The following is a 16310-nucleotide window of genomic DNA, read 5'->3' on the forward strand; positions in this document are numbered from 1 at the left end:
CGGACGACGGACCAGCGCCGCCCTGCCGCCCGGCACCGCTACTGGTAGCCACGGATCTCCTCGAACGCCCCGTCCAGCGACCCCGTCCCGTCGAACAGCTTGCCGCCCGTCAGGTCCGCGATCCCCTGCAACTGCCCCTTCGCCGCATCACCGAACAGGATCGGGAACACCGGCACCGCCTTCTGCGACGACGACAGCCCGTTGTAGAAACCCCGGAAGTCCTTGTCCGTCGCACCCTCGTTGCTCTCGCCGTCCGTCATCAGCACGATCGACGTGAACCGGTCGTCCCCGGCCGCCGACTGCTGCCGCTCGATCACCCGGTACGCCTCCTCCAACGAGCTGTACACCGCCGTCCCGCCGTCCGCCGACAACGTCTGCACATCCCAGTTGATCGCATCCAGCTCCGGCTTCGCCTCCACCGCCGGCACCGTGTGCGTCTTCGTCGACTTCACCTTCGACGCGAACGACATCAACGTCACCTCCTCGCGGTTGCGGAACCGCCGCACCCCCCGGGTGTCCTCCGCCCCCGTCAGCCGGCCCAGCGCCGTCTTCAACGCCGACAACCGGCCCCCCGACATCGAACCCGAGGTGTCCAGCACGTACACCGTCCGCGACGGCCGCCGCAGCTCGTTCTGGTACGAGGCCAGCAACCCGTCCGCCACCGCCCGCGTCCCCGGGAACGGCAGCTCATGCCGCCGGTCCGTCGGCAACCCCGCCGCCGGAGCCACCCCCGGCACCACCGGACGCCGCAGCGTCAACTCCGAGATCCGCTTCTGCACGTCCTCCTTCAACAGGTACGACGTCAGCCGCTGGAACGAGTCCCGCTCCCGCTGCGCCGACGAACTCAGCAACGTCAGCGGATAGTTCGCCGACACCACACCGTCCGTCGGCCGGACGACCGTCAGCTGCTGGTCCTGCGGCAGCGTCCGGTTCATCGACAGCAGCACCGACTCGTAGTTCACCAGCGCCCCCACCGAGCCCTTCTCCGCCCGCGCGTACGCCTGCGCCAGCCAGCCCGACGAACCCGACGTCAGCTTCTGCCCGGTGAAGAACTGCTTCAACGACGGCGTCGCCTTCTGCACATCCGCGTCGGACAGCGCCGCACTCGCCCCCGAGAACGCCGACGCCACCGCCACCAACGCCGAGAACCCCGAATTGGACCGGGACGGATCCGCCATCCCGTACGCCAGCCTGCCCCCCGACGCCGCCTGCGCCAGGTTCCCCCAGGTCACCTTCGAACCGTCACCCCACCCCAGATCCGCCAGCACCCCGGACCGGATGCCGAAGGCCACCGGCGACGCCATGACCGGCGTCTCCGACAACAACTTCGACCGGCTGCCCTCGTCCAGGTGCAGGTACTGGTTCGACGGGAACCAGATCGCGTCGTACTTGCCGTCCGCCCGCCCCGACGACACCGCATCCGCACCGTCCAGCGAACCCGTCCAGGCGAACTGCACCGTCACCCCGGTCGCCTTCTGCGCCTCCTCCAACACCGGGGCCATGTCCTGGAGTTCACTCCCAGCAAGGACCCGCAGCACCCCCGCCCGCGCCGTCGGCGCCGGCGCGTCACCCTGCCGCGGCGCAGGCGCCGGCGACGACGTGCACGCCGTCACCGTCGCCACCAGCAGGGCCAGCCCCACCGCCAGGCCCCGCACACCACTCCCGCGCATCGTCCGCATCCCGCTCCCCATCCCCCCGGTCAACCCCTCATCGCGCCGTCGATCAACTTCTGCAGGACCTCGGGCACCGGAGTCGATGCCTGCTTCACCTTCGCCGCACCCAGGTTCGGGGCGAGGGTGAAGGAACCGCTCGCACTCTTCAGCTGCGCCCCGAAGGCGTTGGTGTCCCCCTGCGGGCGGAAGCCGTAACTGGCCGCCAGTTCCCGCAGCTTGGCGTTGCCGTTCAGCTGGCCGGCCAGCTTCCGCCCGTTCTCGGTGAGCCCGACGACGGTGTGGTCGGAGTAGACCGTGGTGTCCGGGTAGAGCACCACCAGGTCCTCCGGCGCCTTCTTCTTCACGATCAGCTCGGCCGCCTGCGACTCGTACGCGAGCACCAGCGGACCGCCGGCGTTCGAGAGGAAGTCCGCGAACGGCTCGTCGGTGGACTTCTTCAGTGAACCCTGCTTGGTGATCGCCGTGTGCAGCAGCGCCTTCGTCCGCTCCACCCCCGCGGCGTCCGCCACCGGCTGGTTGCCGTTCTCCAGGTAGGAGAGCAGCGAGACGTACATCGCACCGGACGAGGACGTGGTGGGGTCGGTGGTGGTGAGGAAGATGTCCCCGGCCAGGTCACCGGGCTTGTCGCCGTTGAGCTGGTCCCACCTGCGGCCCGTCCGGATCGCGTTCAGGTACTCGGCCATCCGGAACGTCCAGACCTTGGACGCCTTGTCCTGGCCCGCCAGCCCGTTGGACTCCAGCACCCTCGCCGTCGACTCGTGCGCCATGATCACCAGCGGCGAGTAGAACGGGCGGATCGCCGTCTCGGTGATGCCCTTCTTCGTACGGATCGCGTCGGCCGGCGGCTGGCTGGCCGGGAACGCGAAGTCCATCCCGTCCAGGTTGTCGCCCATCTGCCAGGAACCGGCGCTCTGCACCTTCACCGCCATGCCCTGCGCGGCCAACTCGGCCCGCACCGCCGGATCGTCGAAGAACTCGCGCTTCTCCGACCCGATGAGCCCGTTGACGGTGACGGTCACCGGCCCCTTGTCCTTGCCGTCGCCCCCCGGCTGCAGGAGCGCGAACGCCACCCCGCCGAGCAGCAGTACTGCCACCAGCACCCCGAACACACGCCTCATGCCGAACGATTCCCCCTCGCCGCGCCGTGTCCGGGCGGTCACCCGGGTGACGAGCGTCCCGCCGGGGCGGGAGCGGCAGCGGAAGTGACGGTGAACCAGGGGTGAACACGTCTTCACGGAATCGCATCGGCGGACGGCCCCCGGACCGCCCCTCGCACACCGGTCCGAGGCCGCGTCAGATTGTTCAACTCGCCGTCCGGCAAAGGTCATCCCGCCGTCCGGACGGACGTCGATGTTACGCGCCGGTAATCCTTACCCTCAGCACTATGCGCCGAGCAAAAATCGTCTGTACCCTCGGGCCCGCCACCGACTCGTACGACCAGATCAAGGCCCTGGTCGACGCCGGAATGGACATCGCCCGCTTCAACCTGAGCCACGGCTCCACCATCGAGCACGAGGAGCGCTACCGCCGGGTCCGCAAGGCCGCCGACGAGACCGGCCGCAGCGTCGGCATCCTCGTCGACCTTCAAGGCCCGAAGATCCGCCTCGACACCTTCGCCGAAGGACCCGTACTTCTCGAACGCGGCGACGAGTTCACCATCTCCACCGACAAGGGCGTCGTCGGAGACCAGAACACCTGCGGCACCACCTACGCCGGCCTCGCCACCGACGTCACCCGCGGCGAACGGATCCTCGTCGACGACGGCCGCGTCACCCTCGAAGTCACCGAGGTCGACGGACCGCACGTCCGCTGCCTCGTCATCGAAGGCGGCCTCGTCTCCGACCACAAGGGCCTCAACCTCCCCGGAGTCGCCGTCTCCGTCCCCGCACTCAGCGACAAGGACGTCGCCGACCTGCGCTGGGCCCTGCGCACCGGCGCCGACCTCGTCGCCCTCTCCTTCGTCCGCAGCGGCCGCGACATCGACGACGTCCACCGCATCATGGCCGAGGAGGGACGCTTCCTCCCCGTCATCGCCAAGATCGAGAAGCCGCAGGCGGTCGAGAACCTCGACGCCATCGTCGACGCCTTCGACGGCATCATGGTGGCCCGCGGAGACCTGGGCGTGGAGATGCCCCTCGAACAGGTCCCGATGGTCCAGAAGCGCGCCGTCAAACTGGCCAAGCGCAACGCCAAACCGGTCATCGTCGCCACCCAGATGCTCGACTCGATGATCAACGCCTCCCGGCCCACCCGCGCCGAAGCCTCCGACGTCGCCAACGCCGTCCTCGACGGCACCGACGCCGTGATGCTCTCCGGCGAGACCTCCGTCGGCAAGTACCCCGTCGAAACGGTCCGCACCATGGGCCGCATCATCGAAGCCGCCGAAACCGACGTCCTCGCCGCCGGCCTCCCGCCGCTCACCACCACCAACAAGCCGCGCACCCAGGGCGGCGCCGTCGCCCGCGCCGCCGCCGAGATCGGCGACTTCCTCAACGCCAAGTACCTCATCGCCTTCACCCAGTCCGGCGACACCGCCCGCCGCCTCACCCGCTACCGCTCGCCCATCCCCGTCCTCGCCTTCACCTACGAACCCGCCGTCCGCAGCCAACTCTCCCTCACCTGGGGCGTCGAGACCTTCCTCGGCCCCTTCGCCCCCACCACCGACGAGATGGTCGAACAGGTCGACGCCGCGCTCCTCTCCCTCGGCCGCTGCCAGAAGGGCGACATCGTCGTCATCACCGCCGGCTCACCCCCCGGCCTCGCCGGCTCCACCAACCTCGTCCGCGTCCACCACGTCGGCACACTCGACAACTGACCGGACCCCGCTGCGCCTGCGCCCCCTCCCCGCGGAGGGGGTGCGGGCGGTCAGTACTTGGGCCCGATGCGGGCGTCCATGAGGGCGACGGACGCCTTGCGGGCGACGGAGACGTCGACGGCGCCGGTGGGGCGGGTGACGGACCTCCACTGCACGCCGACGGCGTCGAGCGTGTCCGTGAAGAGGCGGACGATGTCGGCCGAGGTGTTGGTGAAGAAGTAGCGCGGGTACTCGTAGCGCTTCCGGGCGCCGCCGACGGTCCGGACGGTCCAGTTGGTGATGCGGCACCCGTCGGAGTGGATCAGGCCGCACAGGAACTCCCACGGGTGGGCGTCGACGATCTCCTGCTGCCAGGGGGCGAGGACGATGGGCCGAAGGTGCTTCGGGCCCGGGCCGTGCTGGGGGAAGAGGCAGGGCCAGTGCTTGCTGGTGCTGACCACGCTGGTGTGTCCGACGGCTCGGACGCGGATGACCTTGTTCTGCGGCATCACGGCAGCGACGGCTCGCGCGCACTCGTCGATGAGGCCGGGCCAGACGTCGCCGCAGGCGATGCGGAGGGCGTGGACGTCACGGCGACCGCGGCTGATGCAGCCGTCGCCGAGGTAGGGGCCGAGGAGGTAGGCGTAGTCGGCACGGGGCCGCGAAGGGTCCAGACGGCCGTGCGGAACAGGGCACTCCGCCGTCATGCGGGGGCTCGGTACGGCCCCGGACGCCCACGCGCGGATGGCGAAGCGGGATATCCCGGTTGCGCGGCTCACCTGGCTGATGGTCAGGCCGGATGCGTGGAGTCGGATCGCCCGCTGGCGGGTGGCCATGTCGTACATGTGGTCGAGCCTGCGGATCCGAGTGGCCGCGGGCACGCCAAAACGAAGGTCTTCATCCGAACTGATGAAGATCGCCAACTGTTAGGTCACCCTAAGCGGCTTAAGAATCGAAGGAAAGTGCCCCGAGTGGGATTCGAACCCACGCTGGCGGCGTTTTGAGTGCCGTGTCTCTCCCGCTGGACTACCGGGGCATCCACAGTTTCGAAGGTTGCCCCCGACCCTGCTTGAGTTCAAACATACCGTGTCTAGGTACCCTCGTGCATGCAGTACCCCGCCGGAACTAGGAGCCCCGTGAGCACCGCCGACGAGCAGGCCGAGCCGCTTGAGACCGACATGCCCCAGATCACCCGGATTGTGATCGCCGAGGACGAGGCGTTGATCCGTCTCGACCTCAAGGAGATGCTCGAGGAGGAGGGGTACACCGTCGTCGGCGAGGCCGGCGACGGGGAGACGGCGGTGAAGCTGGTCGAGGAGCTCCGTCCCGACCTCGCCATCCTGGACGTGAAGATGCCCGTGCTGGACGGGCTCTCCGCCGCCGAGCGGATCCACGAGCAGCACCTGGCGCCCGTCCTGATGCTGACCGCGTTCTCGCAGCGCGAGCTGGTGGACCGGGCCCGGGACGCCGGGGCGATGGCGTACATCGTGAAGCCGTTCTCCAAGAGCGACCTGGTGCCCGCGATCGAGATGGCCGTCTCCCGGTACACCGAGATGCGGACGCTGGAGGAGGAGATCGCGGATCTCACCCAGCGGCTGGAGACCCGCAAGCTGGTGGACCGCGCGAAGAGCGTGCTGCAGACGAAGTTCGGGCTCAACGAGCCGGCCGCGTTCCGGTGGATCCAGAAGACCTCGATGGACCGCCGGATGACGATGGCGGCGGTGGCCGAGGCGGTCATCGAGGAGGGCGCCGCCCAGGACCGCAAGAAGGCCGACGAGGCCAAGGGCGAGTAGTACGAGCAGTAGGTAAGAGTGGTAAGAGGTACGAGAAAGGGCCCCGTCCGGTCGGACGGGGCCCTTTTCCGTGGGCGGGTCAGTCCTCGCCGAGGTACGCCTTGCGCACGGACTCGTCGTGGAGCAGGTCGGCGCCGGTGCCCTGGAGGACGATGCGGCCGGTCTCCATGACGTAGCCCTGGTCGGAGAGCGACAGCGCCGCCTGGGCGTTCTGCTCGACCAGCAGGATGGTCGTCCCGCCGGCCTTGAGCTCGACGATGGTCGCCATGATCTTCTGCATCATCAGCGGCGAGAGGCCCATCGAGGGCTCGTCCAGCATCAGCAGCTTGGGCTGGGACATGAGTGCCCGGCCCATCGCGAGCATCTGCTGCTCACCGCCGGAGAGCGTGCCCGCGGCCTGCTTGCGGCGCTCGCCGAGGATGGGGAAGAGCCCGTAGGCCCGCTCGACGTCGGCGGCGATGCCGGCGGTGTCGCTGCGCAGGAACGCGCCGAGGAGGAGGTTCTCCTCGATGGTCATGCGCGGGAAGATGTGCCGGCCTTCGGGGGAGTGGGCCAGGCCGAGCGAGACGATCTTGTGGGCGGGGATGGAGTTCAGCGGCTGCCCGTCGAACTCGATCTTCCCGGCGGTCGGCTTGAGCAGGCCGGAGAGCGTGCGCAGGGTGGTGGTCTTGCCGGCGCCGTTGGTGCCGATCAGGGTGGTGACCTCGCCCTGCTTGACGGTGAAGCTGATGCCCTTGACGGCTTCGATCTTGCCGTAGGCGACGCGGAGGTCCTGGACCTCGAGGAGCGCGGTCACTGGGTGTCCTCCGAAGCGGTGGTGCCTTCGAGCGGGGCGCCGAGGTAGGCGGTGATGACGCGTTCGTCGTTCTGGACGGTTTCGCGGTCGCCTTCGACGATCTTCTGGCCCTGGACGAGGACGGCGGTGCGGTCGCACAGGTTGAAGATGAACCGCATGTCGTGCTCGATGACGAGGATGGAGATCCCGCGGTCGCGGATCGCGAAGACGAGTTCCTCGGCGGCGCGGGTCTCCTGGGGGTTCATGCCGGCGGTGGGCTCGTCGAGGAGCAGGAGGCCGGGGTCGGAGGCGAGCGCGCGGGCGATCTCGAGCTTGCGCTGCTCGCCGTAGGGAAGGTTGCGGGCGAGGTGTTCGGCCTTGTCGGCGAGGCCGGTGAACTCGAGGAGTTCCATGGCCCTGGCCCGGCTGGCGGCCTCGGCGCGGTGGTAGCCGGGGCCGCGCAGGATGGCGGAGAAGAGGCCTTCCTTGGTGCGGCTGTGCCGGCCGACGAGGACGTTCTCCAGGACGGTCATGTTGGCGAAGAGCCGGATGTTCTGGAAGGTGCGGGCGATGCCGGCCTGGGTGACGAGGTGGGGCTTGGGCGGCAGGACCGTTCCGCGGTAGGCGACGCGTCCCTCGGTGGGGACGTAGAGGCCGGTGAGGCAGTTGAAGAAGGTGGTCTTGCCGGCGCCGTTGGGACCGATGAGGCCGATGATCTCGCCCTCGCCGACGGTGAGGGAGACGTCGTTGACGGCGGTGAGGCCGCCGAACCGCATGGTGACGCCGGAGACTTCGAGGATGGGCTTGGCCGTGGTGGCGGCGGGGGCGTCGGTGGTGGTCATCTGGCTGGTCACGCCCCTGCCTTGGTGAGGGCGGCCGCGTCGCCGGCGGGCTGCGCCGGGATCGTGGCCTCGTGGAACTCCAGCTGCTGACGGCGGTTGGGGATGAGGCCCTCGGGGCGGACCCGCATCAGCACGATGAGGGCGATGCCGAAGGCGAGCAGCTGGTAGTCGGAGAGGAACTCGAGCTTCTTGGGCACGAGGAAGAGGAGGGTGGCGCCGGCCAGCGGTCCGCTGATGGTGCCCATGCCGCCGAGGATGACGGCGGCGAGCAGGAAGGCGGAGTTGGGCGGCAGGGCCTCGGCGAAGGTGTACTGGTCGGGGGTGACCGTGTAGCTGACGTGGGCCTGGACGGTGCCGGCGAGGCCGGCGAGGCAGGCGCCGAGGGCGAAGGCGAGGAGCTTGAGGCGGAAGCCGTTGATGCCCATGGCCTCGGCGGCGGTCTCGTCCTCGCGGATGGCGACCCAGGCGCGGCCGATGCGGGAGTTGCCGACGCGGGCGAAGACCAGCACGACGAGCGCGGTGACCAGCAGCATCAGCAGGTAGTAGTTGGAGAACCGGCCGAGCTCGATGCCGAAGAGGTTGGTGGGCTTGCCGAGGTCCCAGCCGAGGATGTTGAGGTCGGGGATCCGCGGGATGCCGTTGGAGCCGTTGGTGATCTTGGGGCCGGTGGTCCCGTTGAGGTTGAGCATGGTGATGCGGAAGATCTCGCCGAACCCGAGGGTCACGATGGCGAGGTAGTCGCCGCGCAGTCGCAGGGTCGGGGCGCCGATGATGACGCCGAAGACCATGGAGACGACGGCGCCGGTGAGCATCGCGGCCCAGAAGGGGAACTGGACGTGGATCGGCGAGGCGGGGGAGCCGGAGACCAGGGCGGCGGCGTAGGCGCCGACGCCGAGGAAGGCGACGTACCCGAGGTCGAGCAGGCCGGCGAGGCCGACGACGATGTTGAGGCCGAGGGCGACGGTGGCGAAGATCAGGATGTTGGCGGCGACCGAGGTGTACTGGTCGCTGCTCTGGGTGAAGGGGAAGCTGGCGGCTGCGGCGAAGGCGGCGCCGGTGGTGACCGAGCGGTACTTGACGGTCAGCGCGCGCAGCCGGGGCACCAGGCCGGACTTGCCGAGGGCGGCGCCGACGGAGCCGGCCAGCAGCAGGTAGCCGATGAAGAGCTCGCCGTACTCGGTGTCGATGCCGAAGGTGATGGCGAACAGGCCGATGCCGAAGGCGGCGACGATGAGCAGCACCTCGACGAGGGAGGGCAGCTCGCGGGGGGCGGGGAGCGGGCGGGGGACGGTGCCCAGGCGCAGCCAGTGGTTGACCAGGTGGCCGGCCTGGACGAGGAGGACGGCGGTGCCCGCGATGACCGCGCCGGCGGTGAGGGCGGTGAGGACGGGGGCGACGGGCTTGTCCTCGGGGATGGCGGCGGCGCCGGCGTAGGCGATCCAGGCGATCGGCTTGATGAGGAAGAGCCGCCAGTTGAGGACCTTGAGCGGGACGTGGGTGCGCCGGTCGAGGGGGAGGCCGAGGGCGCCGGCGAGGGTGAGGAGGGAGCCCGCGCCGAGGACCCAGCCGCCGGGTTCGAGGTTGGCGAGTCCGCCGAGGTCGACGGCGATGGCGATGACGGAGAACCAGCCGACGGCGAAGGCGCCGGTGGCGGCGTAGAGGACGGCGTTGTTGGTGCGGGCGGGGGCGGCCCAGCGGAGGCCGGGGACGCCCTGGGTGCCGAGGAGGAGGACGAGGGTGAGCAGCCCGGCGGTGAGGGCGAGCCACTGGAGTCCGGCGGGGGAGCCGAAGTAGGTGAGGTCGCCGGGGAACTCGGAGGTCCAGGTCCAGGACATCAGGGCGGAGCCGGCGGTGGCGGCGGCGCCGAGGCCGGTGAGGACGGTGGCGACGCGGGCGGGGAGCGGGATGACCGGGGTGGTCTCGGTGGTGTCGGTGGTGGTCATGGTGCTCACGCCCTGTCCGCGACGCGCTCGCCGAGCAGGCCTTGTGGCCGGACGAGGAGTACGAGAATGAGGAGTACGAAGGCCCAGACGTCCTTCCAGGCGCCGCCTCCGAAGAGGTGCATGCCGGGGAGGTGCTGGATGTACCCGGTGGCGAGGGCTTCGGCGAGGCCGAGGGCGACGCCGCCGAGCATGGCGCCGTAGATGTTGCCGATGCCGCCGAGGACGGCGGCGGTGAAGGCCTTGAGTCCGAGGATGAAGCCCATGCGGAAGTCGACCTGGCCGCTGCGCAGGCCGTAGGCGACGGCGGCGACGGCGGCGAACGCGGCGCCGATGGCGAAGGCCATGACGATGATGCGGTCGGTGTCGATGCCCATGAGCTTGGCGGTGTCGGGGTCCTGGCTGGTGGCCTGCATGGCGCGGCCGGAGCGGGTTCGGGTGACGAACCAGCCGAGGGCGAGCATGCACAGCGGGGCGGCGATGATCAGGAAGACGTCGCTGCGCTGGATGGTGACGGAGCCGAGGGCGAAGGGGTCGCCGGGGATCTTCGGGAAGACGCGGGCCTTCTTGGCGTCCGGGTAGAACGAGAAGACGAGCTGCTGGAGCAGGATGGAGAGGCCGATCGCGGTGATCAGCGGGGCGAGGCGGGGTGCCGTGCGCAGGGGGCGGTAGGCGAAGCGCTCGGCGGCGACGGCGGTGAGGGTGGAGACCAGGATGCCGGCGATCAGCATCAGCGGTAGGGCCAGCCAGAGTGTGGTGCCGCCGGGGAGGGCGAGGTAGGCGGTCAGGGCGCCGAAGCCGCCGACCATGACGATCTCGCCGTGGGCGAAGTTGATGAGCTGGACGATGCCGTAGACCATCGTGTAGCCGATCGCGACGAGCCCGTAGAGGGCGCCGAGGATCAGGCCGTTGGCCAGCTGCTGCGGTAGGTCGTGCACCGCTGGGCCTCCGTTGTGCGTGGGGTGGGTCCGCGTGGGTGGTGGATGTGGGCGCGCGGGGGCACTCGTGGCGCCCCCGCGCGGTGTTTCCGACGTGCTGTGGCGTTACCGACGCTGGGTCAGGTTCAGCCGCTGAAGGTGCCGGACTTCTCCACGGCCCACTTGCCGTCCTTGACGGTGTAGACGGTGAGCTGCTTGTTGGTGGTGTCGCCGAACTCGTCGAAGGAGACCTTGCCGGTCACGCCGTCGAAGGAGACCTTCTGGACGGCCTCGACGACCTTGGCGCGGCCGTCGGCGGGGAGCTTGCCGCCGTTGGCGGCGGCGACGGCCTTGACGCCCTGGATGATGGCCCAGGCGCTGTCGTAGGAGTAACCGCCGTAGGTCTCGTAGGCGTCCTTGTAGCCGGCGGCCTTGTAGTCGGCGATGAACTTGGCGGCGGTGGGGAGCTGCTCGACCGGGAGGCCGACGGCGGTGGCGAAGTCGCCCTGGCCCTTGGGGTTGAGCTTGATGAAGTCGCCGCTCTGGATGCCGTCGCCGCCCATGAGGGGGATGTTGACGCCGGCGTCCTTGAGCTGGAGCGAGAGCGGGCCGGCGGCCGGGTACTCGCCACCGTAGTAGACGGCCTCGGCGCCGGAGGACTTGACCTTGGTGACGACGGCGGCGAAGTCGCGGTCGTCGGGGTTGACGTGCTCCTCGCCGACGACGGTGCCGCCGTCCTTGAGGAACTGGGCCTTGAAGGTGGCGGCGAGGCCGGCGCCGTAGGTCTTCTGGTCGTCGATGAGGAAGACCTTGGTCTTCTTGGCGTCCTTGGCCAGGAAGTCGGCCGCGAACGGGCCCTGGACGGCGTCGGTGGTGGCGGTGCGGAAGTAGGACTTGAAGGGGCGGGCCTTGACGCCGCTGGCCCACTTCTCGCCCTGGCTGAGGGCGACGCCGGTGTTGGCGGGGGAGATCTGGACGAGGTTGGCGTCGTTGAAGATCTGCTGCATGGACTGGGCGACGCTGGAGTTCAGCGGGCCGACGACGCCGATGACGTCCTTGTCGGCGACCAGCTGGGTGGCGTTCTGCTGGCCGGGGGCGGGCTTGGCGGTGTCGTCCAGGGACTTGATCTGGAACTTGACGCCGGGCACCTCGTTCTTCTCGTTGGCCTGCTTGACGGCGAGCTCGACGGAGTTGCGGATGCCGAGGCCGAGGGCGGAGAGGTCGCCGGTGAGCGGGGCGTCGATGCCGATGGTGACGGTCGTGGAGGACCCGGCGTTGTTGCCGTCCCCGGACTTCTTCTCATCACGGGAGCCGCAGGCGCTGAGGCTGAGGGCGCCGATGACGGCAATGCTCACGACAACTGCTGAACGGTGACGCACGGGGGTCCCCTTCGGTTCGGGAGGGCGCCGCGCCTGAGAGGCGGGAGCCGGATGCGCGGTGGGCCTGGCCCAATCCGGTGGCGCGGTGACTGGCCGTGACTCTAGATGCCCCCGGGCGGCCGGGGGCAGGGGTGCGGCGAGGCTGTGATTCTCTTGTTATGAGCACACGGAGGGACTGTCTCACTATGTGGTCGTTTCGGTTCGACCGATCCGGTGCTTTCGGGCCGTTACCGGCTGGTAGACAGGTGTAAGGCCCAGAAATGGGGGTGGCACCTGGCCTCGCCGATAATCGGACGCGACCGTTCGCTGTGCTGGTTCCGGGCGTGCCGGTCCGCATAACGGACCCTGGAGGGGTTGACGAACGGGCTTCCGTGTCACTCCGGGCATGGCGAGCCGCCGCCGGTCGAAATCGCCGACCGTTACGCAGCGTTACACGGTTGAAATTCTGTGAACACGCAACCGCCCCCTTGTATAGACCAACGCCTTCCCGGGGAGGCCGAAGGTCAAACAAGGGGGCGGGCAAGGGAATTGACGGCACCTCGACCCGGCTGACCGGCCGTCGGGCGGCCGGCCGGGCCGACGGTGCGTCAGCCGGGCCCCGCGGGTCGCGGGGCCCTCCGGCTCAGAGGTCGCGCAGCATGCAGGTGAGGCGGCAGCTGGTGACCCGCTTGCCGGTGTCGTCGGTGATCGCGATCTCGTAGGTGGCGGCGGTGCGCCCCTTGAACACGGCCGTCGCCACGCCGGTGACCAGGCCGGACGTGGCCGAGCGGTGGTGGGTGGCGTTCAGGTCCACGCCCACCGCGTACCGGCCGGGGCCGGCGTGCAGCATCGCGCCGACCGAGCCGAGGGTCTCGGCCAGTGCCGCCGAGGCGCCGCCGTGCAGCAGCCCGTACGGCTGCTGGTTGCCGTCGACCGGCATGGTGCCGACCACGCGGTCGCCGGAGGCCTCGACGATCCGGATGCCGAGCTTCTCGCCGAGGTGGCCGCCGGAGAAGGTGGCCGGGTCGACGCCCAGCTTCGCGAAGTGGTCCAGCACCTCCTGCGGGACCTTCAGGACGGCGGCCGCGTCACGGGTGGCTTCGGGGGCAGCGTCGGTCATGGGGGAGCTCCTGCCGCTCGGGGGATCACGTCATCGTGCTGCCTGTGATCGTACGACCGTCCTACTCGGCGGTAGCGGTCGCGTCGGACGGCTGGCGCGTCGGGCGTGCGCCCGGCGGATGCCCGGTGCGCCCGCCCCCGCGCCCGCCCCTCCGCACCCCGGCGTGCCGGGCGGGCCCCGGCCTCCGGCGCGCCCCTTTTGTCGGTGCCGGGCCATAGGATCGGTGGCCGGTAGTGGAATCGGCAGGAACGGACGTTGACGTGGCTACGCAGAGTACGGACAAGAGCGCGGCGGGTGGCGGCGGGGCCCGGCCCCGGCTGATGCTGCTCGACGGGCACTCGATGGCCTACCGGGCGTTCTACGCGCTGCCCGTGGAGAACTTCAACACCTCCACCGGCCAGCCCACCAACGCGGTGTACGGCTTCGCCTCGATGCTCGCCAACACCGTCCGCGACGAGCAGCCGACCCACCTCGCGGTGGCCTTCGACCTCTCCCGGCAGACCTTCCGCTCCGCCGAGTTCCCCGACTACAAGGCCAACCGGGCCAAGACGCCGGACGAGTTCCGCAGCCAGATCGGCCTGATCCACGAACTGCTGGACGCGATGAACGTCCAGCGGCTGAGCGTCGAGGGCTTCGAGGCCGACGACATCATCGCCACCCTGGCCACCGCCGCCGAGGCGGCCGGCTACGACGTCGACATCGTCACCGGCGACCGGGACTCGCTCCAGCTGGTCACCGAGCACGTCACCGTCCTCTACCCGACCAAGGGCGTCTCCGAACTCACCCGCTACACCCCGGAGAAGGTCGCCGAGAAGTACGGCGTCACCCCGCGCCAGTACCCCGACCTCGCGGCGCTGCGCGGCGACCCGTCCGACAACCTGCCCGGCATCCCCGGCGTCGGCGAGAAGACCGCCGCCAAGTGGGTCAACCAGTTCGGCTCCTTCGACGAACTCGTCACCCGCGCCGACGAGGTGAAGGGCAAGATCGGCGAGAAGCTGCGCGAGCACCTCGACTCGGTCAAGCGCAACCGCGTCCTCACCGAGCTGGTCCGCGACGTCGAACTCCCGCTCGGCGTCGGCGACCTGGGCCGCGCCGGGTTCGACCGCGAGGCCGTCGGCACCCTGATGGAGTCGCTGGAGTTCCGCAACGCCAACTTCCGCGACCGCGTCTTCGGCATCGACCCGGCCGCCGCCGAGCCCGAGGCCGCCGCCGAGCTCGCCCCCGGCGTCGAGGTGGACGGCGAGCTGCTCACCGACCCGGGCACGCTGGCCGCCTGGCTGCGCGAGCACGCCGCCGGCAAGGCCCCGGTCGCCCTCGCCGCCGTCTACCGCTGGGCGCTCGGCACCGGCGAGGTCACCGAGGTGGCGCTCGCCGCCGGCGAGGCCGCCGCCTGGTTCGACCCGGCACTGCTCGGCGAGGAGGACGAACGCGCCTTCGCCGCCTGGCTGGCCGACCCGGCCGCCCCCAAGGCCCTGCACATCGCCAAGCAGGTGATGCGCGCCTTCGCCGAGCGCGGCTGGACCATCGAGGGCGTCGTCGCCGACACCGCCCTCGCCGCGTACCTGGAGAAGCCCGGCCGCCGCACCTTCACCCTGGAGGTGCTCGCCGAGGAGTACCTGGCCCGCTCGCTCGCCCCGGCCCCCGCCGCCGAGTCCGGCCAGCTCGCCTTCGACGCCCCGGAGGAGGACGCGACGGCCGGCGCCCAGGCGCTGATGCTGCAGGCCCGCGCGGTGCTCGACCTCGCCGCGCTCTTCGACACCCGCCTCGCCGAGGCCGGCGCCACCGAGCTGCTGCGCGACATGGAGCTGCCGATCGCCGCCCTGCTGGCCCGGATGGAGCGCACCGGCATCGCCGCCGACCGCCCCTGGCTCACCGGCCTGGAGTCCCAGTTCGCCGCCGAGATCCAGCGCGTGGTCGAGGAGGCGCACGCCGCGGCCGGCCACGAGTTCAACCTCGGCTCGCCCAAGCAGCTCCAGGAGATCCTCTTCGGCGAGCTGGCCCTGCCCAAGACCAAGAAGATCAAGACCGGCTACACCACCGACGCCGACGCCCTCACCTGGCTCGCCACCCAGACGGACAACGAGCTGCCGGTCATCCTGCTCCGCCACCGCGACCAGGCCAAGCTGCGCACCACCGTCGAGGGCCTGCTCAAGACGGTCTCCCCGGCCGGGCGGATCCACACCACCTTCAACCAGATGGTCGCCGCCACCGGCCGGCTCTCCTCGCAGGACCCGAACCTGCAGAACATCCCGGTCCGCACCGAGGAGGGCCGGATGATCCGCCGCGCCTTCGTCGTCGGCGAGGGCTACGAGGCGCTGCTCACCGCCGACTACTCGCAGATCGAGCTGCGGATCATGGCCCACCTCTCCGAGGACGAGGCCCTGATCGAGGCCTTCGCCTCCGGCGAGGACCTGCACACCACCGTCGCCTCCCAGGTCTTCGAGGTCCCCGGCGACGCGGTCGACGCCGAGATGCGCCGCAAGATCAAGGCGATGTCCTACGGCCTGGCCTACGGACTCTCCGCCTACGGGCTCTCCCAGCAGCTCGGCATCAAGCCCGCCGAGGCCCAGGGCCTGATGGACACCTACTTCGAGCGGTTCGGCGGCGTCCGCGACTACCTGCGCCGGGTCGTCGACGAGGCCCGCGCCACCGGCTACACCGAGACCCTGCTCGGCCGCCGCCGCTACCTGCCGGACCTCAACAGCGACAACCGCCAGCGCCGCGAGATGGCCGAGCGGATGGCCCTCAACGCCCCGATCCAGGGCTCGGCCGCCGACATCGTCAAGATCGCCATGCTCCGGGTGGACGACGCGCTGCGCGCGGCCGGGCTCGCCTCCCGGATGCTGCTCCAGGTGCACGACGAAATCGTGCTGGAGCTGGCCCCCGGCGAGCGCGAGCAGGTCGAGGCGATCGTCCGCGAGCAGATGGCCGGCGCCTACCCGCTGCGCGCCCCGCTCGACGTCTCGGTCGGCGTCGGCCCCAACTGGGAGGCCGCCGCACACTGACGCGTGGTGTCCTCCGGCGGGCCCGGGCCCCGAGGTGGTCGCGGCGATTACCGCGATGGCCGAGCGGAACACCATCGTCTCGGCCGAGCGCGT

The 16310-nt window shown here is 70.3% G+C and carries 12 protein-coding genes and 1 tRNA gene; 3 read left to right on the forward strand and 10 right to left on the reverse strand.

Annotation, left to right across the window (positions count from 1 at the left end):
• Positions 1-38 precede the first annotated feature (38 nt).
• Together ABZ885_RS14420 and ABZ885_RS14425 are read right to left on the reverse strand one after the other, a co-directional pair.
• Positions 39-1670, reverse strand: coding sequence for a VWA domain-containing protein (locus tag ABZ885_RS14420; protein ID WP_360187550.1), 1632 nt, complete (start codon positions 1668-1670; stop codon positions 39-41).
• A 29-nt stretch (positions 1671-1699) separates the two neighbouring features.
• A complete protein-coding gene (locus ABZ885_RS14425; RefSeq protein WP_360187536.1) occupies positions 1700-2791 on the reverse strand; it encodes a hypothetical protein in 1092 nt (363 codons plus the stop codon).
• A 266-nt stretch (positions 2792-3057) separates the two neighbouring features.
• On the opposite strand from ABZ885_RS14425, the gene pyk reads away from it, so the two are divergent.
• Positions 3058-4488, forward strand: coding sequence for a pyruvate kinase (pyk, locus tag ABZ885_RS14430; protein WP_360187538.1), 1431 nt, complete (start codon positions 3058-3060; stop codon positions 4486-4488).
• Between the two features lie 50 nt (positions 4489-4538).
• On the opposite strand, the gene ABZ885_RS14435 is transcribed toward pyk, so the two are convergent.
• Both ABZ885_RS14435 and ABZ885_RS14440 read right to left on the reverse strand, forming a co-directional pair.
• Positions 4539-5312, reverse strand: coding sequence for a transcriptional regulator (locus ABZ885_RS14435; RefSeq protein WP_360187552.1), 774 nt, complete (start codon positions 5310-5312; stop codon positions 4539-4541).
• Between the two features lie 118 nt (positions 5313-5430).
• A tRNA-Leu gene (locus ABZ885_RS14440) sits at positions 5431-5503 on the reverse strand.
• A 142-nt stretch (positions 5504-5645) separates the two neighbouring features.
• Between ABZ885_RS14440 and ABZ885_RS14445 the strand changes: the two genes are divergently transcribed.
• Positions 5646-6260, forward strand: coding sequence for a response regulator (locus ABZ885_RS14445; protein ID WP_360187554.1), 615 nt, complete (start codon positions 5646-5648; stop codon positions 6258-6260).
• Positions 6261-6339: 79 nt separating this feature from the next.
• Here the strand turns inward: ABZ885_RS14445 and ABZ885_RS14450 are convergent, their stop codons facing one another.
• From ABZ885_RS14450 to ABZ885_RS14475, 6 genes are all read right to left on the reverse strand, one after another.
• Positions 6340-7056: an ABC transporter ATP-binding protein gene (locus ABZ885_RS14450; RefSeq protein ID WP_360187539.1), complete on the reverse strand. Its 717-nt coding sequence runs from the start codon at positions 7054-7056 to the stop codon at positions 6340-6342.
• Entirely contained in the window at positions 7053-7877 is an 825-nt protein-coding gene (locus tag ABZ885_RS14455) for an ABC transporter ATP-binding protein (protein WP_360187556.1), read from the reverse strand. The genes ABZ885_RS14450 and ABZ885_RS14455 overlap by 4 nt, the downstream gene beginning before the upstream one ends.
• 8 nt (positions 7878-7885) lie before the next feature.
• Entirely contained in the window at positions 7886-9820 is a 1935-nt protein-coding gene (locus ABZ885_RS14460; RefSeq protein WP_360187558.1) for a branched-chain amino acid ABC transporter permease, read from the reverse strand.
• Positions 9821-9825: 5 nt separating this feature from the next.
• On the reverse strand, positions 9826-10755 hold the full coding sequence (locus tag ABZ885_RS14465) for a branched-chain amino acid ABC transporter permease (protein ID WP_360187542.1): 930 nt from the start codon (positions 10753-10755) through the stop codon (positions 9826-9828).
• Positions 10756-10880: 125 nt separating this feature from the next.
• Positions 10881-12113 (reverse strand): branched-chain amino acid ABC transporter substrate-binding protein, encoded by a 1233-nt coding sequence (locus tag ABZ885_RS14470; protein ID WP_360187544.1) that lies wholly within the window; start codon positions 12111-12113, stop codon positions 10881-10883.
• Positions 12114-12735: 622 nt separating this feature from the next.
• Entirely contained in the window at positions 12736-13212 is a 477-nt protein-coding gene (locus ABZ885_RS14475) for a hotdog fold thioesterase (protein ID WP_360187546.1), read from the reverse strand.
• Between the two features lie 320 nt (positions 13213-13532).
• On the opposite strand from ABZ885_RS14475, the gene polA reads away from it, so the two are divergent.
• Positions 13533-16217, forward strand: coding sequence for a DNA polymerase I (polA, locus tag ABZ885_RS14480; RefSeq protein ID WP_360187560.1), 2685 nt, complete (start codon positions 13533-13535; stop codon positions 16215-16217).
• Positions 16218-16310 lie beyond the last annotated feature (93 nt).

The organism is Kitasatospora sp. NPDC047058, assembly GCF_040643935.1.
Lineage (GTDB): Bacteria > Actinomycetota > Actinomycetes > Streptomycetales > Streptomycetaceae > Kitasatospora.

Excerpts from the sequence above, each read along its gene's own strand:
- ABZ885_RS14420 (WP_360187550.1), bottom strand. The coding sequence starts at position 1,670 with ATGCGCGGGAGTGGTGTGCGGGGCCTGGCGGTGGGGCTGGCCCTGCTG.
- ABZ885_RS14460 (WP_360187558.1), bottom strand. The coding sequence starts at position 9,820 with ATGACCACCACCGACACCACCGAGACCACCCCGGTCATCCCGCTCCCC.
- ABZ885_RS14445 (WP_360187554.1), top strand. The coding sequence starts at position 5,646 with ATGCCCCAGATCACCCGGATTGTGATCGCCGAGGACGAGGCGTTGATC.
- ABZ885_RS14475 (WP_360187546.1), bottom strand. The coding sequence starts at position 13,212 with ATGACCGACGCTGCCCCCGAAGCCACCCGTGACGCGGCCGCCGTCCTG.
- ABZ885_RS14455 (WP_360187556.1), bottom strand. The coding sequence starts at position 7,877 with ATGACCACCACCGACGCCCCCGCCGCCACCACGGCCAAGCCCATCCTC.
- polA (WP_360187560.1), top strand. The coding sequence starts at position 13,533 with ATGCTGCTCGACGGGCACTCGATGGCCTACCGGGCGTTCTACGCGCTG.
- pyk (WP_360187538.1), top strand. The coding sequence starts at position 3,058 with ATGCGCCGAGCAAAAATCGTCTGTACCCTCGGGCCCGCCACCGACTCG.
- ABZ885_RS14435 (WP_360187552.1), bottom strand. The coding sequence starts at position 5,312 with ATGTACGACATGGCCACCCGCCAGCGGGCGATCCGACTCCACGCATCC.
- ABZ885_RS14425 (WP_360187536.1), bottom strand. The coding sequence starts at position 2,791 with ATGAGGCGTGTGTTCGGGGTGCTGGTGGCAGTACTGCTGCTCGGCGGG.